A 24,586-nucleotide genomic window follows, 5' to 3' on the forward strand; every position below is an offset into this window, starting at 1 on the left:
CGCGGTGGAGGCGCTCCGCCAGGTGCTGCGCGACGCGGGTGTACGGACCGTCCACGAGGCGCTGCCGGGCAGCGGTCCCGTCATCCGGTTCGGCGGGGACGGTGCCGCGGACGCGCTGCGTACGCTGCGCGCGCCCGACCGTGCCGATCTGCCGTCCGGCGGCTACCGGATCGCGGTCGGCCGGGTCGCGGGCCGGGACACCGTCGCCGTGGACGGCGTCGGCGACGACGGCCTGTTCCACGCCGCCCAGACGCTGCGTCAGCTCGTCGGGGGCGGCCGGATCGCGGGCGTCACCGTTCGGGACTGGCCGGCCGGTGCCGTACGCGGGATGACCGAGGGCTTCTACGGCCGGCCGTGGTCCCAGGAGGAACGGCTCGCCCAGCTCGGCTTCATGGGGCGCACCAAGCAGAACCGCTACCTCTACGCGGCCGGCGACGACCCGTACCGGCAGGCCCGCTGGCGCGATCCGTACCCCGCCGAGCGGCGCGCCGAATTCCGCGCGCTGGCCGAGCGGGCCGCCGCCGAGCATGTGACGCTCGGCTGGGCCGTGGCTCCGGGTCAGTCCATGTGCCTGTCCTCGGACCGCGATGTGAAGGCGCTGACGAAGAAGGTCGACGCGATGTGGGCCCTGGGGGTGCGGGTCTTCCAGGTGCAGTTCCAGGACGTCAGCTACAGCGAGTGGCACTGCTCGGCCGACGCCGACACGTTCGGCAGCGGCCCGGAGGCGGCGGCCAGGGCGCAGGCCCGGGTCGTGAGCGCGGTGGCGCACCACCTCGCCGAGCGGCATCCGGGCTCGGAGCCGCTGTCCATGATGCCGACGGAGTTCTACCAGGACGGGGCGACGGACTACCGCACCGCGCTCGCCGGGGAGCTCGACGAGCGGGTGCAGGTCGCCTGGACCGGCGTCGGGGTGGTGCCGAGGACCATCACCGGCGGCGAACTGGCCGGTGCCCGCACCACGTTCCGCCATCCGCTGGTCACGATGGACAACTATCCGGTCAACGACTACGCCCAGGACCGGATCTTCCTGGGCCCGTACACCGGCCGGGACCCGGCGGTCGCCATCGGTTCGGCGGCGCTGCTGGCCAATGCGATGGAGCAGCCGTCCGCGTCCCGGATCCCGCTGTTCACCGCCGCCGACTTCGCCTGGAACCCGAAGGCGTACCAGGCTCAGGAGTCCTGGCAGGCGGCCCTGGACGATCTCGCGGCCGGCGACGCCCGCAGCCGGGACGCGCTGCGCGCCCTGGCGGGCAACAGCGCGGGGTCCGTGCTGGGCGGTGACGAATCGGCTTATCTGCGGCCGCTGTTCGCCGCGTTCTGGAAGTCCCGTACGGCCGACGACGCCACGGCCCGCGACGAGGCGGCGCGCCGGCTGCGGGCCGCGTTCACGGTGATGCGCGAGACCCCGCAGCGGCTCTCCGGGCTGGCCGACGGCCGCCTCGACGACGAAGTACGGCCGTGGAGCGAGCAGTTGGCCCGCTACGGCCGGGCGGGCGAGCTGGCCGTCGATCTGCTCCAGGCGCAGGCGCGCGACGACGGAGCGGCAGCCTGGGAGGCCTCGCTGGCCCTGGAGCCGGCGGTCAGGGCCGTGAAGACGGGCGGCGCGACGGTCGGCAAGGGAGTGCTCGGCCCGTTCCTCGACCGGGCACGCAAGGAGTCCGCCGCCTGGACGGGTACGGACCGCGACAACGGCACGGTGGCCGAGGCCCCGGGCAGCTACACCCTGCGCTTCGACCGGGCACGCCCGCTGGAGGCCGTCACCGCGATGACCGTGCCCGGCGACGACTCGACGGTGTCGGGCGCCACGGTCCAGGCCCATGTGCCGGGCGAGGGCTGGCGGAGCCTCGGCGTCCTGTCGGCGCGGGGCTGGACCCAGTCGCCGGGCCAGGGCGTGCGGGCGGACGCGGTCCGGGTCAGCTGGCCGACCGCCACCCCGGCGCTCACCGGCGCACCGCCCCTGATCATCCCGCCGCTCGCGGGTGCGGCCCCGTCTGCCGGAACGGCCCCCGGGGTGCGCTCCCTGGTGCCGTGGTTCGGCGACGAGCCCGCCGCCCGGCTCGATCTCGCACGCGGGGAGACGGACGCCGAGATCGGCGGCGATCCGCTGCGGGTCGAGGCCCGGCTCTCCGCGCGCCGCCCGGCCGAGGTGCGCGGCGCGCTCACCGCGAAGGCACCCAAGGGCATCAAGGTGCGGGTGCCGAAGCAGACGACCGTGCCGCGCGGCTCCCGTACCGAGGTGCCCGTGGAGATCACCGTCCCCGCGGACACGCCCGCGGGTGAGTACGCGGTGCCGTTCTCCTTCGGCACCGAGGAGACCACCCTGACCGTCCGGGCCTTCCCCCGCACGGCGGGCCCCGATCTGCTGCGTACGGCAACCGCCTCCTCGTCCGGGGACGAGACCGCGGACTTCCCGGCGGCCGCCGCCTCGGACGGCGACCTGAAGACCCGCTGGTCCTCGCCGCCCGAGGACGGCGCCTGGTGGCAGGCAGAACTGCCGGCCCCGGCCCGGGTCGGCCAGGTGGTGCTGGACTGGCAGGACGCGTACGCCTCCCGCTACCGCATACAGGTCTCCGCCGACGGGCGCACCTGGCGCACGGCGGCCACCGTCCGCAACGGCGGGGGCGGGCACGAGTCCGTCCGGATGGACGCGAAGGACACCCGTTTCATCAGGGTCCAGGGCGACGGACGGGCGACCGAGTACGGCTACTCGCTCTGGTCGGTCCAGGCGTACGCCGTCGCGGAGTAACCCGACCGGCAGGCGTACGCCGTCGCGGAGTAACCCGACCGACAGGCGTACGCCCTCGGGGAGCAGCCCGCCCGGCGGGCCGTTGCACCACACCCGGTCCATCACTCCCCCACCGCCTCGCGCGCCTCGCTCACGCCGAAGTATTCACTCAGTACATATACCGAGTATATAGTCATGCCCCATGAGCACCCGTCACATTCTTCTGGGCCTGCTTGCCGGAAGTCCCTGCCATGGCTACGACCTCAAACGGCGCTACGACGAACTGTTCCCCCAGGCCCGCCCGCTCGCCTACGGGCAGGTCTACACGACCCTGCAACGTCTGGTACGGGACGACCTGGCCGCCGTGGAGGGCACCGACTCCGACGGCGGCCCCGAGCGCACCCTGTACCGCTCCACGGACCGGGGAGCGGACGAACTCGCCGCCTGGGCCCAAGGGGTCACCCCGCCCGCTCCCTTCGTCACGAACGAGATCTTCGCCAAGGTCGTCATCTCGCTCCTGGTAGCGGGGACCGAGGGCGGCGACCGGACGGCGGAGGCGGCCATGTACCTCCAGGCCCAGCGTGCCGCCCACATGGTGCGCATGCACGAACTGACCGGTCTCAAGACCACGCCGGGCGCCGACCTGAGCACCGTCCTCTCGGCCGACTACGCCCTGGCCCATCTGGACGCCGACGTGCGGTGGATGGCCACGACGGCCACCCGTCTCACCACCCTGACCGCGGAGGTCGACGCAGTATGAGCACACGGAACGAGAACCCCTCCGGGGCCGCGGAACCGATGATCGGAGCCACCGGCCTGACGAAACAGTACGGAAGGTCGCAGGCCCTGCGCGGCGCCTCCGTCACCCTCCGGGCGGGCGAGATCCTCGCCGTCACCGGGGCCAGCGGCAGCGGGAAGTCGACGCTGCTGCACTGCCTGGCGGGCATCGTCCGCCCCGACGAGGGCGAGGTGTCGTACGGCAGGGAGCGGCTCGACCGGGCGTCGGAGAACCGGCTCAGCGAGCTGCGGCGCACCGACTTCGGTGTGGTCTTCCAGTTCGGGCAGCTGATCCCCGAACTCACCGTGCGCGACAACGTGATGCTGCCGCTGCTCCTCGCCGGGACCGACCGCGCCGCGGCGCAGGACCGGGCGGACGAGTGGCTGGAGCGCTTCGGTGTGCGCGGCCAGGCCGCGCTGCGGCCCGGGGAGCTGAGTGGCGGCCAGGGTCAGCGGGTGGCGCTGGCACGGGCGTGGGTGACGGGTCCGAAGGCCGTCTTCGCGGACGAGCCGACCGGGGCCCTGGACTCGCTCGCCGGGGAGCAGGTGATGACCGCGCTGGTGCACGCCGCCCGCGAGTCCGGCGCCGCGGTGCTGCTCATCACGCACGACGCCCAGATCGCGGCGTACGCGGACCGGGAGGTGTGGCTCCGGGACGGGGCCGTCCACTCCGGCGCCACGCCCTTCGCCGTTCAGGAGGCCGCCCACCATGAGGGCTGACGCACGCATCGCCTGGAACCTGGCCCGTGGCTCGGACCGCCGCGAGTGGTGGCGGATCGCGCTCACCGCGGTGGGCGCCCTGCTCGCCACGGTGTTCGCGCTCGCCGCGATCACGGTCGCCTCGGTCCGGGGACAGGTGTCGATCCCGTTCGGACAGGGCCTGCTGAACCAGCCGGGCGAGCGCTCCGGCGTGGTGGTCGCCCTGCTGCTCCTGCTCATCCCCGTGCTCGGCCTCCTCGGCCAGTGCGCCCGGATCGGTGCCGTACACCGCGACCGGCGGATGGCCGGGCTGCGGCTCGCCGGGGCGTCGCCCGCGCAGGTGCGCCGCATCAGCGCGCTGGAGTCCGCGCCGGCCTGCCTGGCGGGGTCGGCCGGCGGGCTCGGCGCCGTCGCCGTGGCTCTCGCCGTGCAGGGCCACACACCGCCCGCGACGGCCTGGGTGGCCTTCGTGGTGGTCGTCCTCGGCGTGCCGGTGGCCGGCGCGCTGGTGAGTGTGCTGGCCCTGCGCCGGGTGGTCGCGTCGCCGCTCGGCGAGGTCCGCCGGGTGCGGCCGGAGCGCGGATCCCGGACGCTGCTGGTCCTGTCCGTCGCGGCGCTGCCGATCGCCGTCGGGGCGTACGCCCTCGTGGTGCGGGGCAGCAGCCCGGCCGCGGCGTCCTTCCCGATGCTGGTGTTCGGCCTGGTGTTCCTCACCGGCGCGGGTGCCGTCTGGACGGCCGGTTCGTCGGCAGCCCACATCGGCCGGCGGCTGGCGGAGAGCGCGAAGAGCCCGGCGGTCATGATCGCCGCGGGCCGCCTCAGGGACGACCCGTGGGCCGCCGCGCGCACCCATGCCACGCTGCTTCTCGTGACCGTCGTCGGGATCGCCTTCGTGGGGGTACGGGAGGTGGTGCTCGCCGACCTGCGCGGAAAGGGCATCCACACGCCGGAGGGCATCGCCTTCTACACGACCGGCATCGACCTCACGGGGGCCGCGATCCTGGTGGCCTTCGCCATCAGCCTCTTCGGCCTCGCCGTGGGCACGGCGGAGTCCCTCGCCACCCGGCGCAGGGGCCTCGCCGCCCAGACCGCGGCCGGGGTGCCGCACACGGTGCTGGCCCGGGCCACACTCCTGGAGACCGCACTCCCGCTGGCCCCCGCGGTCCTGCTCGCGACCATCGGCGGCATGGCGGTCCACCTCGCGTACACCGCTGTGGCCGCGCCAGGCACCGTTCCGTCCGTGCTGCCGCTGCTCGTCCCCGTGGCGGTCTACGCCGCGAGCCTGCTGGCCGCCGCGACCTCGCTGCCGCTGCTGCGCCGCATGGCTCACCCGGCGGAGCTGCGGTTCGCCTGAAGCACCGCACGAGGCGGAGCCGCGGATCACCCGACACACGGCACGAGGCGGAGCCGCGGATCACCCGACACACGGCACGCCCGGGCGCACGGGGGCCCGCAGACACGGGAGCCCGGATCGTCAGGCTGAGATGCCGTCGATCCGGGCCATCGCGTCGTCCGCGCCGAACGGTTGCAAGTAGGGCAGCCAGCGCGGGTCGCGGTGCCCCGTGCCGATGATCCGCCAGGCCAGTCCGGTCGGCGGCGCGGGTTGCTGGTGCAGCCGCCAGCCGAGCTCTGGCAGATGGCGGTCGGCCTTGACGTGGTTGCAACGGCGGCAGGCGGCCACGACGTTGTCCCAGGCGTGCTGTCCGCCGCGGCTGCGCGGAATGACGTGGTCGACGCTGGTCGCGGCGGCGCCGCAGTACATGCAGCGCCCGCCGTCCCTGGCGAAGAGCGCCCGGCGGGTCAGCGGGACGGGCCCCCGGTAGGGGACGCGTACGAACCGCTTCAGCCGGACGACGCTCGGGGCCGGAACGGCACGGGTGGCACTGTGTATGAAGGCGCCGGACTCCTCGAGGCAAACGGCCTTGTTCTCGAGGACGAGGACGAGCGCGCGGCGGAGCGGTACGACGCCGAGTGGCTCGTACGACGCGTTGAGAACCAGGACATGCGGCACGTGGACGCCTCCTTGTACGCCGGCGGCGCGTGGCTCGCGCCGGGACGATCCGGTCTCAGTCTCCCCTCCTGCCTGGTCGAAGCGCCACCACGTGCGGGTAACGGGCCGGAAGGGTTTTCTTCCAAGACCCTGCCGCCCGTACGACGGGACGCGCCGGGAACAGGCGCTTCGGGGGCCTGCCCGCCGCGAGCGCGCCCGTTGTGCGATCGGCCACAGGCCGCTCGCACACACCGCCTCGCGGGACACGTCCCTTACCTCTTCCATATCCCCGGGTGAGACGCGTCTCTCCCCTCCATCACGGCAACGGAGCATTCCGGATACCCCGTTAGTGTGGTTGTTCAGCGCTCGCCCAACTGGAGGTTTCGCCGTGCCCCTGTCCGCCCTGTTGGCCGCAGCCCCGTCACCCGAGCCCGGCGGCTCGCTGGACGAAGCCGCGAAGCAGGCCGGCAACGCCGCGAGCTGGGTCGAGGAGAACTGGTCCACCTGGCTGAACACCGGTCTGCGGATCGTGCTCATCGCCGCGATCGCGATCGCGTTGCGCATCGCTGTCCGCCGCACGCTGACCAAGCTCATCGAACGCATGAACCGCAGTGCCCAGGCGGTGGAGGGCACCGCGCTCGGCGGCCTGCTGGTCAACGCGGAGCGGCGCCGGCAGCGCTCGGAGGCGATCGGTTCCGTACTCCGTTCGGTGGCGTCGTTCCTGATCCTCGGCACGGCCGCACTGATGATCCTGGGCGCGTTCGAGATCAATCTGGCCCCGCTGCTGGCCTCCGCGGGCGTCGCCGGTGTGGCGCTCGGCTTCGGCGCGCGCAACCTGGTCACCGACTTCCTGTCCGGTGTCTTCATGATCCTCGAGGACCAGTACGGCGTCGGCGACACCATCGACGCGGGCGTGGCCTCGGGAGAGGTCATCGAGGTCGGCCTGCGGGTCACCAAGCTCCGCGGTGACAACGGCGAGATCTGGTACGTCCGCAACGGAGAGGTGAAGCGGATAGGCAACCTCAGCCAGGGCTGGTCCACCGCCGGGGTCGACGTACAGGTGCGCCCCACGGAGGACCTGGACCGGATCCGTACGGTGATCGCCGAGGCCGCCCAGCTGATGGCCAAGGACGACCCGTGGACCGAGCGCCTGTGGGGTCCGGTGGAGATCCTGGGCCTGGACAGCGTGCTGCTGGACTCGATGACGGTCCGGGTCACCGCGAAGACGATGCCGGGCAAGGCGCTGGGCGTGGAGCGCGAGCTGCGCTGGCGCATCAAGCGCGCCTTCGACGAGGCGGGCATCCGGATGGTCGGCGGCATCCCGGCCCAGCCGGACGAGCCCTCGGCCGCCGACCCCACGGCCGCGATGGCCGCCCCCTCGGCGTACGCCTCGGCCACCTCGCCCCAGTCCCTGGCGGCGACCCCGATCCCCCCGGCGACGCCGAACATCACGAAGTAGCGCGCTGCCGTACGCCGCACGGATGAGGGGCGCCCCGCGAAGTCCGCGGGGCGCCCCTCATCCGTGTTTCCGGGGCAACTCGGTTCGTCATGTACGGCGTTGGGTATCCACGACTCCGTGACGCCGCGCCGCCCCGGGCCGCACAGGCCCCGCGCAGGTAACGCTTTGGCTGCCACCGAGGTGCAGACCATTGACGCCCCGGTGGCGCGCGGCCTACGGTCCTCCCACCGAATAGGAAACTTTCCTAACAGAGGGCAGGTGCAGTGACCATGGCCGGAACCACACCGGGTACCCCCCGCGTTCTGCGCGCCATGAACGACCGCGCCGCCCTCGACCTGCTGCTGGAACACGGGCCCCTGTCGCGGACCCGGATCGGGAAACTGACCGGTCTCTCCAAGCCCACCGCCTCCCAGCTGCTGGCCCGGCTGGAGGCGGCCGGGCTGGTCGTCGCGACCGGGACCGCGGCCGGGCGGCCCGGACCCAACGCGCAGCTGTACGCCGTCAACGCGTCGGCCGCGCATGTCGCCGGGCTCGACGTGAACGCCCAGCGGATCGTCGCCGCCGTCGCCGATGTGACGGGCGAGACGGTCGGGGAGTTCGAGCTGCGGACCCCCGGGCGCCGCGCCGACAGTGTGATCCGGCAGGTCGCGGACGCGCTGGACGGGGCCGTCAAGGAGGCCGGGCTGACCCGGTCCGACGTGCACCGGGTCGTCATCGGCACGCCGGGCGCGTTCGACCCGGGCACGGGCCGGCTGCGGTACGCCTCGCACCTGCCCGGCTGGCACTCCCCCACCCTGCTGGACGAGCTGGCGGCCTTCCTGCCGATGCCGGTGGAGTACGAGAACGACGTGAACCTCGTCGCGGTGGCCGAACAGCGGCTGGGCGCGGCGCGGGGGCACGAGGACTTCGTGCTGCTGTGGAACGAGGAGGGCCTCGGCGCCGCCCTCGTCATCAACGGCCGGCTGCACCGCGGCTTCACCGGCGGCGCCGGCGAGGTCGGCTTCCTGCCGGTACCGGGCGCCCCGCTGGTCCGCCAGGTCACCAAGGCGAACGCGGGCGGCTTCCAGGAACTGGCGGGTGCCCAGGTGCTCGCCCGGCTGGCCCGTGAGCTCGGTATCGACGACGAGGCGGTGCGCGGCCCGGGCACCCATCACGAGATCGCCGCCCGGCTGGTGGGCCGGGCGGCCGAGGCCGTGGAGCAGGGCGAGGGCGGGCCGTACGGCCGGCTCCTCGACCGGTTCGCCACCGGTCTGGCCACCGGTCTCGCCTCCATGGTCGCCGTCCTGGACCCCGAGGTCGTCGTGCTGTCCGGTGAGCTGATCGCGCGCGGCGGCGAACCACTGCGCGCCCGGGTGGCCGCCGAACTCGCCGAACTGGCGGCGTCCCGGCCCAAGCTGATCACCGGCGAGGTGACCCACCGCCCCGTCCTGCGCGGCGCGCTGGAGAGCGCACTCGCCACCACCCGCGACGAAGTGTTCGACACCTCGCGCTGACCCCGCACGTCCCACCTTTCCGTACGCCCCCCTTTCCCCGCCCCAACCCTTCATCGGGAGACATCACCATGTCCGGAAACCGCCGGAAGCCGGCCGTCGCGCTCGCCGCGACCGCCGCGATAGCCCTGTTCGCCTCCGCCTGTACCGGTCAGAGCGGCTCCGGTGCCAGTGATGACGCGTCCAAGGAGACGACCATCAACTTCTGGCACGGCTGGAGCGCTCCGGGCGAGGTCAAGGGCATTCAGGACACGGTCGACGCGTTCGAGAAGGCGCACCCGAACATCCACGTGAAGATCGTCGGCAACATGACCGACGACAAGATCAACCAGGCGCTGCGCGCGGGCGGTTCCAAGGCTCCGGACGTCGTCTCGTCGTTCACCACGAACAACGTGGGCAAGTTCTGCAAGTCGAAGGCGTTCGTCGACCTCAATCCGTTCCTGAAGAAGGACGGGATCGACGCGGACGCGACCTTCCCGAAGGCGATGAACGAGTACACGCAGTTCGACGGCGTGCGCTGCACGGTGCCGCTGCTGGGCGACGCGTACGGGCTGTACTACAACAAGGACGCGTTCGAGGACGCCGGGATCACGAGCCCGCCGAAGACCTGGTCCGAGTTCGCCGCAGACGCCAAGAAGCTGACGAAGACCAAGGGCGACTCGTACGAGCAGCTCGGCTTCATGCCGAACTACCACGGCTACGAGTCGACGACCGAGCACTACCTCGGCAGCTGGAGCCCGTCGTACTTCGACGCGGACGGCAAGTCCAACATCGCCAAGGACCCGGCGTTCGCCTCCCTGCTCACCAGCCAGAAGAAGCTGGTCGACTCGCTCGGTGGCTACCGGAAGCTGGAGAAGTTCCGTACCGGCTTCGGTGACGAGTGGGGCGCGAAGCACCCGTTCCACACCGGCCAGGTGGCCATGCAGATGGACGGCGAATGGCGGCTCGGCATGGCCGAGGACACCAAGCCGAAGTTCGAGATCGGTGTGGCCCCGATGCCCGTCGCCGACGACGAGGCCGACACGTACGGCAAGGGCTATCTGACCGGCACCATCGCCGGGATCGCCGCCACCTCCGAGAAGCAGAACGCCGCCTGGGAGCTGGTGAAGTTCATGACGACCGACACCGACGCGGTGGTGAACTTCGCCAACGCCATCCACAACGTGCCCTCGACGCTCGCGGCGCTCAAGTCGCCGAAGCTGAAGTACGACCCGCGCTTCAAGACCTTCCTGGACATCGCGGCCAACCCGAAGTCCACCACCACCCCGCCCTCGGTGAACGGCGGCGCGTACCTGACGTCCCTGCAGAACCTCGGCTTCGAGGTCGAGAAGGGCAACCAGAAGGACATCGGGGCGGGCCTGGAGAAGACCGCGAAGGAAATCGACGCGGCGATCGCACAGGCGAAGTAGAGCCGACGCGATGAGCACGTACACACTCCGTTCGAAGCGCCGTCGCTCGGCGCTTCGGACGGCGGCCTTCATGTCGCCGTGGCTGATCGGGTTCTGCGTCTTCTTCGCCTACCCGCTGATCTCCACGCTCTATTTCTCCTTCACCAGCTACGACGGCTTCTCGGCCCCCGAGTTCAGCGGGCTGAAGAACTGGTCGTACGTCTTCAACGACTACCCGCTGTTCTGGCCCGCCCTGCGCAACACGCTGTGGCTGGTCCTGGTCATGGTGACCTGCCGGGTGATCTTCGGTCTCGGCATCGGCATGCTGATCACCAGGATCAAGACGGGGACCGGCGTCTTCCGGACGCTCTTCTACCTGCCGTACCTGGCCCCGCCGGTCGCCGCGACCCTGGGCTTCGTCTTCCTCCTCAACCCGGGTACAGGACCGGTCAATTCGATCCTCGGCGACCTCGGGCTGCCGACCCCGGGCTGGTTCACGGACGCCACCTGGTCCAAGCCGGCGCTGACCGCCCTCGCGGTGTGGGGGGTGGGCGACCTGATGGTGATCTTCATGGCCGCGCTCCTCGACGTACCGAAGGAGCAGTACGAGGCGGCGGAACTGGACGGGGCGTCCGCGTACCAGCGGTTCCGCTTCGTGACGCTGCCGAACATCTCGCCGATCATCATGTTCGCCGTGGTCACCGGCATCATCCAGACGATGCAGTACTACACCCAGCCGCTCGTGGCCGGGAAGGTCGCGTCCGGTGTGATGGGCGGCTCGGGGCAGCAGTTCGAGCCCGGCTATCCCGACAAGTCGACACTGACGCTTCCGCAGCTGGTCTACAACCTCGGTTTCCAGCGCTTCGACTACGGCTCGGCCTGTGTGGTCGCGCTCGTTCTCTTCGTCCTCGCCATGGCGTTCACCGCACTGCTGATGCGGCGCCGCAGCGGACTGATCCAGGCAGGTGAGTGACGTGGCGCAGGTACTCGACACCCCGAAGGCCGCCAGCCCGGCGAGTGACCCCGTCACCCCGGCCGAGCGGGTCGCACGCCGCAAGTCGCTGCTGCACTGGATCGCCGTGCACTCGCTCGGCGTCGCCGCCGCGCTCTTCTTCGTGCTGCCGTTCGTCTTCCTCCTCCTCACCTCGCTGATGAGCGACCAGCAGGCACTGACCCGTGACCTGTGGCCGCACCCCTTCGAGTGGAGCAACTACAAGGAGGTGTTCGACACCCCGGGCTTTCTGACCTGGTGGAGGAACACCCTGCTGTACGCGGGTCTGGGCACCGTCCTCACGGTCGTGTCCTCGCTGCCCGTGGCGTACGCACTCGCCAAGTTCCGCTTCCGCGGCCGGCATCTGTCGCTGATGCTCGTCATCTCGATGATGATGCTGCCGCCGCAGGTCGTCGTCATCCCGATGTACCTGTTCTGGGCCAAGCAGCTGGACATGTCCGGCACGCTGTGGCCGCTGATCATCCCGATGGCGTTCGGCGACGCGTTCTCCATCTTCCTGCTGCGGCAGTTCCTGCTGACCATCCCGAACGAGTACCTGGACGCGGCGAAGGTCGACGGCTGCGGCGAGTTCCGCACCCTGCTGCGCGTCGTGATCCCGATGGCCAAGCCGGGCATCGCCGCCGTCGCCCTCTTCCAGTTCTTCTACGCCTGGAACGACTACTTCGGCCCCCAGATCTACGCCTCCGAGAACCCGGCGGCCTGGACGCTGAGTTACGGACTGGAGTCCTTCAAGGGCGCACACCACACCGACTGGAACCTGACCATGGCCGCGACCGTTCTGGTCATGGCCCCTGTGATCGTCGTCTTCTTCTTCGCACAGAAGGCATTTGTCGAGGGCGTCACACTGACCGGAGTAAAGGGCTGATTCATGAAGCTCGCAGTAGTGGGTGGCGGGTCCACCTACACACCTGAACTGATCGACGGATTCGCACGGCTGCGGGACACCCTGCCGGTCGAGGAACTCGTGCTCGTCGACCCGGACGCCCATCGGCTCGAACTGGTCGGCGGCCTCGCCCGGCGGATCTTCGCCAAGCAGGGCCACCCGGGGAGGATCGTCACCACCTCGGACATCGACGCGGGCGTCGCCGACGCCGACGCGGTCCTGCTCCAGCTGCGCGTGGGCGGCCAGGCCGCCCGCAACCAGGACGAGACGTGGCCGCTGGAGTGCGGCTGCGTCGGCCAGGAGACCACCGGGGCCGGCGGCCTCGCCAAGGCCCTGCGCACCGTCCCCGTCGTCCTGGACATCGCCGAACGTGTCCGGCGCACCAACCCGAACGCGTGGATCATCGACTTCACCAACCCGGTCGGCATCGTCACCCGGGCGCTGCTCCAGGCCGGGCACAAGGCCGTCGGTCTGTGCAACGTGGCGATCGGCTTCCAGCGCAAGTTCGCAGCGCTGCTCGACGTGACCCCCGGTGAGGTGCACCTCGACCACGTCGGGCTGAACCACCTGAGCTGGGAGCTCGGGGTGCGCCTCGGCGGCCCCGAGGGCGAGAACGTGCTGCCGCGGCTGATCGCCGAGCACGGCGACGCCATCGCGGACGACCTGCACATGCCGCGCGCGGTCGTGGACCGGCTCGGCGTCGTCCCCTCGTACTACCTGCGCTACTTCTACGCGCACGACGAGGTCGTACGGGAGCTCGGCACCAAGCCCTCGCGCGCGGCCGAGGTGGCCGCGATGGAGAAGGAACTCCTCGCCATGTACGGCGACCCGGCGCTGGACGAGAAGCCCGCGCTGCTCGCCAAGCGCGGCGGCGCCTTCTACTCGGAGGCGGCCGTGGACCTGGCGGCCTCGCTGCTCGGTGGCGGCGGCTCCGCGGTGCAGGTGGTCAACACGTACAACAAGGGGACGCTGCCGTTCCTGCCGGACGACGCGGTGATCGAGGTACAGGCGAGGGTCGACGGGACCGGCGCGACGCCGCTCGCCGTCCCGGAACTGGACCCGCTGTACTCCGGCCTGATCGCCAACGTGACGGCGTACGAGGACCTGGCGCTGGAGGCCGCGCTGCGCGGTGGCCGCGACCGGGTGTTCAAGGCGCTGCTCGCGCACCCCCTGATCGGCCAGTTCGAGTACGCCGAGGCGCTCACCGACAAGCTGATCGCGCACAACCGGGAGCACCTGGCGTGGGCGTGAACGGTTCGGTCCTCGCGATAGACGCGGGGAACAGCAAGACCGATGTGGCACTCATCGGTGAGGACGGCACCGTGCTGTCCACGGCCCGTGGCGGCGGGTTCCAGCCGCCGGTGGTCGGGATCGGCACGGCGGTGGACGTGCTCGGCTCGGCGGTGGAGCGGGTGCTGGACTCCGCCGGTGCGGACGCCGGGTCCGTCGCCCATGTGTCCGCCTGCCTCGCCAACGCCGACCTGCCGGTCGAGGAGGAGCAGTTGACCGAGGCCCTGCGCGCCCGGGGCTGGGGTCGCACGGTGGAGGTGCGCAACGACACCTTCGCGATCCTGCGGGCCGGGGCCGACGAGCCGCGCGGGGTGGCCGTCGTCTGCGGTGCGGGGATCAACTGTGTCGGCATGGTGCCGGACGGGCGGACCGCGCGCTTCCCCGCGATCGGCCGGATATCCGGTGACTGGGGCGGCGGTTCGGGGCTGTCCGAGGAGGCGATGTGGTTCGCCTCGCGCGCCGAGGACGGCCGCGGCGAGCCGACCGAGCTGGCCCGTACGCTGCCCGCGCACTTCGGGCTCGGCTCGATGTACGCGCTGATCGAGGCGCTGCATCTGGGCCGGATCGCGCAGGAGCGGCGGCATGAGCTGTCGCCGGTGCTGTTCACGACCGCGGCGGCCGGCGACGCGGTGGCGCGCGGGCTGGTGGACCGGCTGGCCGAGGAGGTCGTGGCGCTGTCCTCGGTCGCGCTGTCCCGGCTCGGCCTGCTCGACGAGGCGGCGCCGGTCGTCCTGGGCGGCAGCGTGCTGGCCGCCCGTCACCCCCAGTTGGACGACCGGATCGGTGAACTCCTCGCCGTGCGCGCCCCCAAGGCCGTGGTGCGGGTGGTGCAGGAGTCCCCCGTGCTGGGTGCCGGGCTGCTGGGCCTGGACCACACGGGCGCGGCGCCGGAGGTGCACGCCAGGCTCCGGACGCAGTACGTCTGACGGGACGGACGCGCCGGGTGTCGGAGGCGTCCCGTAGCCTTCGGGTTACGGGGCGTCTTCTTCGCTCGGGAACCGATCAGTTGCCCCGGACGTGTTCATGAGTGGGGAGATCGATCCGATCACCGGATCGCTTCGGGATTGCTTCGGGGACTACTTCGGGGACTGCTCAGGGGATTGCTTCGGGAATGCTTCGGGGATTGCTCCGCCGATCGCCTTGATCGGCGGCGTCGACCTTGATCGAATGCTGTGTGACCGCGGCTGATCACAGTCGGCTGCTTCGTGGACCGGTGCAGGATCCGTGCGTTCGCCTGTGGACGCCGGTCCCTGCGGCCATACTTCTGGCCGGGTACCAGTCCCCCCGATCGGCCGGGGGGCGGGCCACCGTCAGTGACCGAGGGGGAGGTCAAGTGACATACCCGCCGAATGTACGCCCGGCGCCGCACCACGCCCCGGAGCAGCAGCCTGCGCCGGCGGCCGTGCCCGCGCCGCCGCCGCACAGTGTCCGGGCGGTCGTGACGGAGCGGCTGCGCGCCGCGGCGACCACCGAGCCGGGCCGGCTCCAGATCATCGGGGCCGTGCTGGCGCTGCTCGTCGTGGCGTTCGGGGCGGTGACGGCGTTCGAGATCAGCGACCGCGCGGCTGCGGCGAACGACGTGGTGGAACGCAGTCAGCCGCTCAGCGCGGACGCGGCGGGCATCTACCGCTCGCTGGCCGATGCCGACGCGGCGGCCGCGAGCGGCTTCCTGGCCGGACCGCAGGAACCGCGCGCGGTGCACGACCAGTACGTGAAGGACATCGACGACGCCTCCCGGCTGCTGGTGAAGGCCGCGGCCAACACGGACGCGTCGACGAAGTCCGGCCACGAGATCACCACGCTCAACAAGGAACTGCCCCGTTACACCGGGCTGATCGAGCGCGCCCGTGCCAACAACCGGCAGGGACTGCCGCTGGGCGGCGCCTACCTCCGCTACGCCAACCAGAAGATGGCCAACGAGCTGCTGCCGGCCGCCGAGCGGCTGTACACGGCGGAGACGGACCGGCTCGACCAGGACTACCACTCCGCACGGACGTGGCCGTTCTTCTCCCTGGGCATCGGCGTCATCGCGCTGGCCGTGCTGTTCTGGGCCCAGCGGCGCAACTACCGCAGGACGAACCGGGTGTTCAACCACGGCCTGCTCGCGGCGACCGCGGCGGCGACCGTGGTCCTGCTGTGGCTTGCGGTGGGGCACTCGGTGGCCCGGTCCGATCTGGCCGAGGCCAACACGCACGGCCAGCAGTCCCTGGACGTGCTCAACCGGGCGCGCATCGACTCGCTGAAGGCGCGCTCCAGCGAGAACCTCACCGTGGTCGCCCGCGGTGCGGTGCTCACCGCGGACGGCAAGAGCGACAAGTACGAGACCGACTACGGCACAGGCATGAAGGCACTCGGACAAGAGCTGAGCAGGGCCGCGAAGTTCGCCGAGGACACCGACGACACCGAGGGCGGCAAGCCCGTGGCCGACGCCATCGCGGCGGTCACCGAGTGGCAGAGCCGCCACCGGACCGCCCGCAAGACCGATGACAGCGGCGACTACGACACCGCGCTGGAGCAGATCATCGGGGCCGAGAACTCGACGGGTGAGTCCTTCAGCCGGGTGGACGAAGCGCTGAGGAAGGCGCTCGCCCACGAGCAGAACGAGTTCACCCGGGCCGCCGAGGACGGGCGCGGGGCCCTGGGCGGGCTGCCGATCGGCGCGGCGGCCCTTGCCGTGCTGGGCGCGGTGGCAGCGATCGTCGGCGTCAACCGCAGGCTCTCGGAGTTCCGGTGACAGGGGGAGCGATGACAGCGAAGGACCCGAGGACGGGCCCGGGGACGGCCCGTGTGGGCCGTCCGCACCGGCTGCGCGGGTGGGGCGGAGTGACCGCCATGGCCGCGGCCTGCGCGGTGACGGCATCGCTGACCCTGCTGCCGCTCTCCCACAGCGGCGCGGACGCCTTCGACGCGCAGGGGACGGGATCGGAGACGACCCACGCCGTCCAGGCCCGGGCCGACGACTGCACGGACCCGGAGGCCAGCCTGCTGCCCGGCCGGGCGGAGGGCGACGCGATCAAGCGGATCAAGGACCGCGGCAAGCTGATCGCCGGCGTCGACCAGAACAGCTTCCAGTGGGGCTTCCGCAACCCCGAGTCCGGGAATCTCGAAGGCTTCGACATCGACCTGGTGCGGGCCATCGCCAAGGACATCCTCGGCAGCCCGGACAAGGTCATCTTCCGGGCGATCCCCACCAACCAGCGGATCGCCGCCCTGCAGAACGACAAGGTCGACGTCGTCGTCCGGACGATGACGATCAACTGTGCCCGGCTGGACCAGGTGTCGTTCTCCACGGCCTACTTCCAGGCCGGTCAGCAGGTCCTCGCGCCGAAGGAGGACCCGAAGAAGGATCCGGCGAAGGACAAGCCGATCACCGGCTTCAACTCCTCGCTGGCCGGGAAGCGGGTCTGCACCGCCGAGGGCTCCACCGCGTACGAGGCGCTGGAGAAGGAGTCGTTCGGCTCCGTGTTCAAGGACGAGCACGACGGCAGCGCGGCCGACGAGGACAAGCTCACCGTCCCCAACCAGCTGGACTGCCTGGTGCGGCTCCAGATGGGCGAGGTCGACGCGGTCGTCACGGACAACGCCCTCGCGGCCGGCCAGGCCGCCCAGGACCCTGCCGTGGAGCTCAAGGGCGCCCCCTTCACCACCGAGTACTACGGCGTGGCCACGAAGAAGGGCGCCGACGACCTGGTGTCCCGGGTCAACAAGGTGCTGGTCGACTACCGCGCCGGTGGCGCGGAGAGTCCGTGGATGCAGTCGTACCGGAACTGGCTGAAGGACGGTCTGCCCGGGATAACGGCGCCGCCGGCGCCCAAGTACCGGAACTAGAGGGTGTCTGACAGATGAGTGCGATGCCGCAGGCATGTGTCGGACACCCCCTGAGGACCTGGTTTGCGGCCGGCGAGCAACTGACGGCCGGCCGGCGGTCGACAGTACTGATCCTGCCGGGCCCCCGCCCGGCAGGAAGAGCGGAGAGGTGATCGATGGGCGTCGCGGGCCCCTTCCCCAGCTACGCGGCCCGGCCTCCCGGCCCGGTCATGGACCGGGACGAGGCCGACCGAGCGCTGGCCCGGCTCGGTGCGGAGCACGAGGCGATCGAGACCTCGCTCCTCGCCCTTCAGGACCACGCCGGGCGCCGGCTGCTGGAGGGCGCCGACCTCACCGGTGTCACCAAGGAGCGCTGGAGCGCCACCGAGCAGTCGATCACGCTGCTGTGGAGCTATTTCGACGCGTACGCGGGCGCTCTGAACCGGGCCCGCGAAGTGCGGGCCCGGCGACGTCAGCCCAACCGCGAGGACCTGGTGGCGCTCACCGAACTGCTGCGCGGCCAGGGGGTCACGGTGGCGCACGCCGCCACCGGCCACGATCCCTCGATCACCGGCCCGGCCCGGCTCTCGGAGCACTTCACTCTGGAGGACCTGGTCCACCGGATGAACGAGCTGTACGCGCGCTCGCTCGACATGGTCGTCGCCTCCGACTCCGTGTGGTCGGCGATGCCCGCCCGGATAGACCTGCTCGCCGCCGAGCTGCGCCGCACCCACTCGCTGGCGCACTCGGTCGGCGTCCGGCCCGGCGAGCACCCGGCGGGCGACGACCTGGAGTCGATCGTCCAGGAGCTGACCACACTGCGGGTGCAGGTGATCTCGGACCCGCTGGCGTTCTGGCTGCCGGGGCCCGGCAGTTCGGCACCGGGCGGCGGACGCCCGGACACGACGCGCTACGACCGGGCGGCCCGGGCGCTGGACGAGGTGCGCCGGGAGGTCGAGGCGGTGCTCGCGGTCCGGCAGGACGCCGAGCAGCGCCTCGTCCAGCTGCGCGACGTCCTGTCCCGGGCCGACCGCACCCTGGCCGAGGCCAGGGCCGCGCGCGGTGAGGTCCTGGCGAAGATCGCCGCCTCGGAGGTGCCCGCTGTCAACGGGCCGCCGACGGCGCTCCAGGAGCGGCTGGCCGCCGCTTCGGAGTACCGCAGGCACGCCCAGTGGCACCGGCTCTCACCGCTCCTGGAGTCCCTGGAGCAGCAGGCCGAGGAGGAGTTGCTGCGGGCCCGGGAGCAGCTGACGGCGGTCACGGCGCCGCTGGCCGTGCGGGCGGAGCTGCGTGGCCGGCTCGACGCGTACAAGGCGAAGGTGGCCCGGCACGGGCTGGCGGAGGACCCGGTCCTCATCGAGCGGTACGACGCGGCGCGCCGGATGCTGTGGAGCGCCCCGTGCGATCTGCGGGTCGCCGCGCTGACGGTGCAGCGTTATCAGGACGCGGCACTGGACATGCTGGCCGGGCGCGGGCCGTCCGGCCCCGAGGACCGGCGGGGGCACCCATGACAGGTGCGGGGACTTCGGGGCACATGGTGTGCGGGACGGGTAGTGACGGAGCGTCGTGGCCGCCGCGGCGGCGGGGCGAACAGGGGGAATGACCATGAGTACGCAGTGCCAGCGCCCCGCGTGCGAGGGCAGTTACGAGGACATGGGCGGCGGTGAGCTGTACTGCGACACGTGCGGTCTGGCGCCGGTCGTCTCGCCGAACGGGATGGTGAGCTCGCCGCCCACGGGTATCGCGGGCGGCGGGCGGGGCAGCAGGGGCAGCAACAGCTCTTCGGCCCGCAGCAGTTCGCAGGCCTCGTCGAGGGCGTCCTCGCGGTCCTCCTCGCGCTCGTCGACGTCGCGGCGGTCGGTGTCGGGGCGGCTTTCGCGCGCGCTGTCCGGGAGCGCCACCTCGCGTTCGGTCTCGGTGCGTTCGTCGGCCAAGTCCACCGGCGCCTCGGGACGCAACCGGCTGGGTGCCGGGCTGGTGCTCGTACCGGATGTCCCGCGCCCCGATCCGCGTACCGCGGTGATGGAGAACCCGGAGGTGCCGGAGCGCAAGCGGTTCTGTTCGCGTTCGGACTGCGGGGCGCCGGTGGGCCGGGCCAGGGGGCAGCGGCCGGGGCGTACGGAGGGGTTCTGCACCAAGTGCGGCCATCCGTACTCCTTCGTGCCCAAGCTCCAGGGCGGCGACATCGTCCACGGCCAGTACGAGGTCGCGGGCTGTCTGGCGCACGGCGGGCTCGGCTGGGTCTACCTCGCGGTGGACCGTGCGGTCTCGGACCGCTGGGTGGTGCTCAAGGGCCTGCTCGACACCGGTGACCAGGACGCCATGGCGGCGGCCATCTCCGAGCGCCGGTTCCTCGCCGAGATCGAGCACTCCAACATCGTCCGGATCTACAACTTCGTCGAGCACCTCGACCAGCGGACCGGTTCGCTCGACGGCTACATCGTCATGGAGTACGTCGGCGGCAAGGCGCTCAAGGAGATCGCCAACGAGCGCCGTACCCCGGCCGGGAAGCGCGATCCGCTGCCGGTCGAGCAGGCGTGCGCGTTCGGCATCGAGGCCCTGGAGGCGCTGGGTCATCTGCACAGCCGCAACCTGCTCTACTGCGACTTCAAGGTCGACAACGCGATCCAGACCGAGGACCAGCTGAAGCTGATCGACATGGGCGCGGTGCGCAGGATGGACGACGAGGAGTCGGCCATCTACGGCACGGTGGGGTACCAGGCGCCGGAGGTCGCGGAGGCGGGCCCTTCGGTGGCCTCCGACCTGTACACGGTCGCGCGGACGCTCGCGGTGCTCACCTTCGACTTCCAGGGGTACACGAACGTCTTCGTGGACTCGCTGCCGGACCCGGACAACATCGAGGTGTTCCGCACCTACGAGTCGTTCTACCGGCTGCTGGTGCGGGCCACCGACCCCGATCCGGCGCGGCGGTTCGCCTCCGCCGCGGAGATGGCCGAGCAGCTGACGGGTGTGCTGCGCGAGGTGGTGTCGCTGCAGACGGGGCGTCCGCGCCCGGCGCTGTCCACGCTGTTCGGCGCTGAGCTGCGGGTCACCGACACGGAGCTCTTCACGATCCGGACCGGTGATGTCTCGCGTCTGGGGGCCAGGGCGCCGGAGCCCGGCCGGGCCGGGCTCTTCGGACGGCGGCGGGGCGGCGGAGCGCCGCCGGCACCGCCCGTGCCCCCGCCCGCGGCGGTGGCGCCGCCCGGCGGTGTTCCGGGCGCCCTGCCCGCCGGCCCGCCTGCCGGATTCGCCGCGGGAGCCGGACCGGTGCCGTCCACCACCACGCATGTCCGTGGCGGCCCCCAGGGAGGCCACGGAGGCGGCACCCCGCTCCCGTACGCGCGGAACCAGGCGGCCATTCCGGCACCACGGGTGCCGCTCGCGGATCCGGCCGCCGTTCCGGGGCCGTACGGCGCGAACGTGCCCCGGCTGGCCGGGCTCGATGTGCGCGGGACCTCGCTCGCCCTGCCGGTGCCCCGGGTCGACGCGAGCGACCCCAACGCGGGTTTCCTCGCCGGGGTGATGGCCTCGGCACCCGCCGAACTGATCGCCGCGCTCCAGGCCGTACCGGCCGCCTCGCTGGAGACCCGGCTGCGTGAGCTGCGGGCCGCCCTGGAGATGAACGACCTCGCCGGTGCGACGGAGACCCTGACCGCGCTGGAGGCGAAGCACCCGGACGACTGGCGGGTGGTCTGGTACCGCGGGCTCACCTCCCTGGTGTCCGGCGACAAGGAGAACGCGGCCCTGTCCTTCGACGCGGTCTATGACGCGTTTCCCGGGGAGCCGGCGCCGAAGCTGGCCCTGGGTATCTGCGCGGAGGTCCTGGGCCAGTTGGACAACGCCGCCGAGTACTACCGGCTGGTGTGGATGACCGACCCGAGCTTCGTGAGCGCGGCGTTCGGCCTGGCCCGGGTACAGATCGCGGCCGGGGACCGGAGCGGGGCCGTCCGGACCCTGGAGTCGGTGCCGGAGGCGTCGATCCACTTCACGGCGGCCCGGGTCGCCGCGGTACGGGCCCGGCTGCGCGAACGGGCCCCGGACGACCCGCTGATCAACGACCTGATGGCCGCGTCGGCGCAGGTCTCGGGGCTGGCCGGGCTCGGCCTGGACGCGGTGCGCCGCGAGCAGTTGTCGACCGAGGTGCTGGGGACGGCGCTCGACTGGGTACTCTCCGGTAGTCCCACGGCTCGGTCCTCGGACCCGCAGTCGGCCCCGTACGCCGGGGCGCAGGGGCCGAAGACGCTGCTCGGCAGTGACTTGGACGAGCGCGGCCTGCGTTTCGGGCTGGAGCGGTCGTACCGGATGCTCGCCCGGCTGGCGGAGCCCGGTGCCGAGAGGATCGAACTGGTGGAGCGGGCCAACCGTTTCCGCCCCCGAACGTGGGTGTGAACATGTCGCAGAAGCCACAGGAGACTGCCTTGTCGAGGTGTCCCGGCTGCGAGGAGCCGCTGGAGCCGGGAGACCTGTTCTGCGGTGCGTGCGGGTACGACCTGTCGGCCGTGCCCGAGCCGCCGCAGGACCGTCCGACGATCGCCATCGCCACCCCTGCCGGGGAGCCCCCGCCGGGCGCCGGCTCCGGACCGGCTCCGGAGGCGGTGGAGCCCGCCCCGTGGCAGGCTCCCGGTTCCACGCCGGGTGCTGAGCGTTCGGTGCCACCGGGGACCCGGGTCGACGGGCCCGGCGCGTCGGGCGACTTCGAGCTGGCCGCGCCCGCGGCCGCCGGGGCGGCGCCGGATCCCCGTACCTCCCCCGACCCGGCTCTGACCCCGTCGGCCGGCACCAAGGTGTGTGTGGCCTGCCGGGCGGGCCGGGTCGACAACGACGGCTACTGCGAGAACTGCGGCCACGCCCAGCCGCGCGAGCGCGACCACATGGAGCAGGAGCTCGAATCGGTCGCCGCGGTCAGCGACCGCGGGCTGCGCCATCACCGCAACGAGGACGCGTTCGCCGTGTCGACCACCGCGTTGCCGGACGGTTCGCCGGCCGTCGTCGCGATCGTGTGCGACGGGGTGTCGTCGGCCAGCCGTCCCGACGAGGCCTCGGCCGCCGCCGCGCACGCCGCCAACGAGGCACTGCTGGAGTCGCTGCCGCGTGGCACGCATCCGCAGCAGGCGATGCACGAGGCGATCGTCGCCGCCGCCGAGTCGGTCAACCGGCTGGCGCAGGACCCCGGTCAGGCGCAGGAGCACGATCCCCACCGCCATCAGAACGCTCCGGCCTGCACCCTGGTCGGCGCGATCATGGCGAGCGGTCTGCTGGTCGTCGGCTGGGTCGGCGACAGCCGCGTGTACTGGGTGCCGGAGGACCGCAGCACCGCACCGGCACGGCTCACCGAGGACGACTCCTGGGCCGCGCAGATGGTCGCTGCCGGCCTGATGAACGAGGCGGAGGCGTACGCCGACGAGCGCGCCCACGCCATCACGGGCTGGCTCGGCGCGGACGCCTACGAACTGGAGCCGCACACCGCGTCGTTCAAACCGGACCGGCCGGGACTCGTGGTGGTCTGCACCGACGGCTTGTGGAACTACGCGGAGTCCGCGGCCGAAATGGCCGCCGCCGTGCCCGAGGACGCGTACGAACGGCCGCTGCACGGGGCCCAGGTGCTGGTGGGCCATGCGCTCGACGGCGGGGGCCACGACAACGTAACAGTGGCCCTGCTGCCGTTCGCCGTACCACCGCAAGGGGCAGGATCCGCCTGAAGCAGCGGGTGAGTCCCGCTCCGTCCGCCCCTGCACCTCCGATGCCGTTGCCCGCACATCTGTCTTCATCTGACATGTGGAGCCTCAAGGAGCCGATCAGATGGCCAACTTCTCCAAGTCGAACGTGCCGCAGTTCTCCGTCGAGGTGTATCAGAACGAATTTCTGCCCGAGGGCGGCCGTGAGGTCAACGGCATCATCACGGTCACCTCGACCGGGGGCGGCACGACCGGTGGCGTTCCGCTGACGGGTTCGACGACCCCGCGCCGGCCCGGTGCGGCCACCCACGCGGCGGTGGTGATCATGGTGGACTGCTCGGGTTCCATGGACTACCCGCCGACGAAGATGCGCAACGCCCGCGACGCGACGGCGGCGGCCGTCGACACCCTGCGCGACGGCACGTCCTTCGCCGTGGTGGCCGGGACACACGTCGCCAAGGACGTGTACCCGGGCAACGGTCGGCTCGCGGTCGCGGACGCGCAGACGAAGGCCCAGGCGAAGGAGGCCCTGCGCCGGCTCAGCGCGGGCGGCGGTACGGCGATCGGGACCTGGCTGCGGCTGGCCGACCGGCTGCTCGGCGCCGCCGATGTGGAGATCCGGCACGGGATCCTGCTGACGGACGGGCGCAACGAGCACGAGGCACCCGAGGACCTGCGGGCCGCGCTCGACGCGTGCGCCGGCCGGTTCACGTGTGACGCCCGCGGCGTCGGGACCGACTGGGAAGTGAAAGAGGTCACAGCGATCGCCTCGGCGCTGCTCGGTACGGCCGATATCGTCGCCGACCCGGCCGGGCTGGCCGCGGACTTCACGCAGATGATGGAGAACGCGATGGGCAAGGAGGTCGCGGACGTGGCGCTGCGGCTCTGGACCCCGGTCGGCGTGCAGATCAAGTACGTGAAGCAGGTCGCGCCGACGGTTGCCGAGCTGACCGACCGCAGGACCGAGGCAGGTCCGCGCGCGGGCGACTACCCCACCGGTTCCTGGGGCGACGAGTCCCGCGACTACCACGTGTGCGTGCAGGTGCCGGAGGCCGGAATCGGACAGGAGATGCTGGCGGCGCGCGTCTCACTGATCCTCCCCGACCCGGCCGGCGGCGCGCCCCGGACGCTCTCGCAGGGGCTGGTACGGGCGGTGTGGACGGACGACATGGTGGCGTCGACCTCGATCAATCCGCAGGTCGCGCACTACACGGGTCAGGCGGAACTGGCACAAGTCATCCAGCAGGGGCTCGATGCACGCAAGTCGGGAGACTTCGACGGCGCGACGGCCAAACTGGGCCGCGCGGTGCAGTTGGCATCGGCGTCCGGGAACGAGGACACTGCGAAACTGCTTTCGAAGGTGGTAGACGTCGTCGACGCGGCGACCG

19 protein-coding genes are annotated in these 24,586 nt (G+C 71.9%); 17 read left to right on the top strand and 2 right to left on the bottom strand.

What is annotated here, in order from left to right; genetic code table 11:
• The 4 genes from JGS39_RS23020 to JGS39_RS23035 all read left to right on the top strand — a co-directional run.
• The coding region (locus JGS39_RS23020; RefSeq protein ID WP_219571282.1) for a glycoside hydrolase family 84 protein at positions 1-2,746 on the top strand (2,746 nt) is incomplete at its 5' end.
• A 181-nt stretch (positions 2,747-2,927) separates the two neighbouring features.
• A complete protein-coding gene (locus JGS39_RS23025; RefSeq protein WP_219571283.1) occupies positions 2,928-3,485 on the top strand; it encodes a PadR family transcriptional regulator in 558 nt (185 codons plus the stop codon).
• The gene (locus JGS39_RS23030; protein ID WP_219571284.1) at positions 3,482-4,222 is read left to right on the top strand and encodes an ABC transporter ATP-binding protein; all 741 of its coding nucleotides are present in this window, start codon (positions 3,482-3,484) and stop codon (positions 4,220-4,222) included. The genes JGS39_RS23025 and JGS39_RS23030 overlap by 4 nt, the downstream gene beginning before the upstream one ends.
• Positions 4,212-5,555, top strand: coding sequence for an FtsX-like permease family protein (locus JGS39_RS23035; RefSeq protein WP_219571285.1), 1,344 nt, complete (start codon positions 4,212-4,214; stop codon positions 5,553-5,555). The genes JGS39_RS23030 and JGS39_RS23035 overlap by 11 nt, the downstream gene beginning before the upstream one ends.
• A gap of 120 nt (positions 5,556-5,675) precedes the next feature.
• On the opposite strand, the gene JGS39_RS23040 is transcribed toward JGS39_RS23035, so the two are convergent.
• Positions 5,676-6,212, bottom strand: a complete 537-nt coding sequence (locus tag JGS39_RS23040; RefSeq protein ID WP_219571286.1) for an HNH endonuclease — start codon at positions 6,210-6,212, stop codon at positions 5,676-5,678.
• A 367-nt stretch (positions 6,213-6,579) separates the two neighbouring features.
• Between JGS39_RS23040 and JGS39_RS23045 the strand changes: the two genes are divergently transcribed.
• The 10 genes from JGS39_RS23045 (at position 6,580) to JGS39_RS23090 (ending at position 19,031) form a co-directional block, all read left to right on the top strand.
• Positions 6,580-7,650, top strand: a complete 1,071-nt coding sequence (locus tag JGS39_RS23045; protein WP_219571287.1) for a mechanosensitive ion channel family protein — start codon at positions 6,580-6,582, stop codon at positions 7,648-7,650.
• A gap of 269 nt (positions 7,651-7,919) precedes the next feature.
• Entirely contained in the window at positions 7,920-9,143 is a 1,224-nt protein-coding gene (locus JGS39_RS23050; protein ID WP_219571288.1) for an ROK family transcriptional regulator, read from the top strand.
• 68 nt (positions 9,144-9,211) lie between these two features.
• Positions 9,212-10,549, top strand: coding sequence for an ABC transporter substrate-binding protein (locus JGS39_RS23055; RefSeq protein WP_219571289.1), 1,338 nt, complete (start codon positions 9,212-9,214; stop codon positions 10,547-10,549).
• A 10-nt stretch (positions 10,550-10,559) separates the two neighbouring features.
• Positions 10,560-11,501 (top strand): carbohydrate ABC transporter permease, encoded by a 942-nt coding sequence (locus tag JGS39_RS23060; RefSeq protein WP_219571290.1) that lies wholly within the window; start codon positions 10,560-10,562, stop codon positions 11,499-11,501.
• A gap of 1 nt (position 11,502) precedes the next feature.
• Complete coding sequence (locus JGS39_RS23065) at positions 11,503-12,405, top strand: carbohydrate ABC transporter permease (RefSeq protein WP_219571291.1); 903 nt, start codon at positions 11,503-11,505, stop codon at positions 12,403-12,405.
• Positions 12,406-12,408: 3 nt separating this feature from the next.
• Positions 12,409-13,674, top strand: coding sequence for a 6-phospho-beta-glucosidase (locus JGS39_RS23070; RefSeq protein ID WP_219571292.1), 1,266 nt, complete (start codon positions 12,409-12,411; stop codon positions 13,672-13,674).
• Entirely contained in the window at positions 13,665-14,639 is a 975-nt protein-coding gene (locus JGS39_RS23075) for an N-acetylglucosamine kinase (RefSeq protein ID WP_219571293.1), read from the top strand. The genes JGS39_RS23070 and JGS39_RS23075 overlap by 10 nt, the downstream gene beginning before the upstream one ends.
• A 407-nt stretch (positions 14,640-15,046) precedes the next feature.
• Positions 15,047-16,447, top strand: a complete 1,401-nt coding sequence (locus tag JGS39_RS23080; protein WP_372456156.1) for a GlnX family signal transduction membrane protein — start codon at positions 15,047-15,049, stop codon at positions 16,445-16,447.
• Positions 16,448-16,458: 11 nt separating this feature from the next.
• Positions 16,459-17,541, top strand: a complete 1,083-nt coding sequence (locus JGS39_RS23085; RefSeq protein ID WP_219571294.1) for a glutamate ABC transporter substrate-binding protein — start codon at positions 16,459-16,461, stop codon at positions 17,539-17,541.
• A 155-nt stretch (positions 17,542-17,696) separates the two neighbouring features.
• On the top strand, positions 17,697-19,031 hold the full coding sequence (locus JGS39_RS23090) for a hypothetical protein (protein WP_219571295.1): 1,335 nt from the start codon (positions 17,697-17,699) through the stop codon (positions 19,029-19,031).
• A gap of 132 nt (positions 19,032-19,163) precedes the next feature.
• On the opposite strand, the gene JGS39_RS42105 is transcribed toward JGS39_RS23090, so the two are convergent.
• Entirely contained in the window at positions 19,164-19,454 is a 291-nt protein-coding gene (locus JGS39_RS42105) for a hypothetical protein (RefSeq protein WP_443065019.1), read from the bottom strand.
• Between JGS39_RS42105 and JGS39_RS23095 the strand changes: the two genes are divergently transcribed.
• The 3 genes from JGS39_RS23095 to JGS39_RS23105 all read left to right on the top strand — a co-directional run.
• Positions 19,438-21,912 (top strand): serine/threonine-protein kinase, encoded by a 2,475-nt coding sequence (locus JGS39_RS23095; RefSeq protein WP_443742894.1) that lies wholly within the window; start codon positions 19,438-19,440, stop codon positions 21,910-21,912. The two genes, JGS39_RS42105 and JGS39_RS23095, sit on opposite strands and share 17 nt — an antisense overlap.
• Positions 21,909-23,222: a PP2C family protein-serine/threonine phosphatase gene (locus tag JGS39_RS23100; RefSeq protein WP_219571297.1), complete on the top strand. Its 1,314-nt coding sequence runs from the start codon at positions 21,909-21,911 to the stop codon at positions 23,220-23,222. The genes JGS39_RS23095 and JGS39_RS23100 overlap by 4 nt, the downstream gene beginning before the upstream one ends.
• A 100-nt stretch (positions 23,223-23,322) precedes the next feature.
• Positions 23,323-24,586: VWA domain-containing protein (locus JGS39_RS23105; protein WP_219571298.1), on the top strand; the 1,264-nt coding region annotated here is incomplete at its 3' end.

Source organism: Streptomyces poriferorum (genome assembly GCF_019399235.1).
GTDB lineage: Bacteria > Actinomycetota > Actinomycetes > Streptomycetales > Streptomycetaceae > Streptomyces > Streptomyces poriferorum.

What these genes read in the sequence shown, in the direction of transcription:
- JGS39_RS23055 (WP_219571289.1), top strand. Translation starts at nt 9,212, where the DNA reads ATGTCCGGAAACCGCCGGAAGCCGGCCGTCGCGCTCGCCGCGACCGCC.
- JGS39_RS23090 (WP_219571295.1), top strand. Translation starts at nt 17,697, where the DNA reads ATGGGCGTCGCGGGCCCCTTCCCCAGCTACGCGGCCCGGCCTCCCGGC.
- JGS39_RS23060 (WP_219571290.1), top strand. Translation starts at nt 10,560, where the DNA reads ATGAGCACGTACACACTCCGTTCGAAGCGCCGTCGCTCGGCGCTTCGG.
- JGS39_RS23085 (WP_219571294.1), top strand. Translation starts at nt 16,459, where the DNA reads ATGACAGCGAAGGACCCGAGGACGGGCCCGGGGACGGCCCGTGTGGGC.
- JGS39_RS23025 (WP_219571283.1), top strand. Translation starts at nt 2,928, where the DNA reads ATGAGCACCCGTCACATTCTTCTGGGCCTGCTTGCCGGAAGTCCCTGC.
- JGS39_RS23070 (WP_219571292.1), top strand. Translation starts at nt 12,409, where the DNA reads ATGAAGCTCGCAGTAGTGGGTGGCGGGTCCACCTACACACCTGAACTG.
- JGS39_RS23030 (WP_219571284.1), top strand. Translation starts at nt 3,482, where the DNA reads ATGAGCACACGGAACGAGAACCCCTCCGGGGCCGCGGAACCGATGATC.
- JGS39_RS23035 (WP_219571285.1), top strand. Translation starts at nt 4,212, where the DNA reads ATGAGGGCTGACGCACGCATCGCCTGGAACCTGGCCCGTGGCTCGGAC.
- JGS39_RS23050 (WP_219571288.1), top strand. Translation starts at nt 7,920, where the DNA reads ATGGCCGGAACCACACCGGGTACCCCCCGCGTTCTGCGCGCCATGAAC.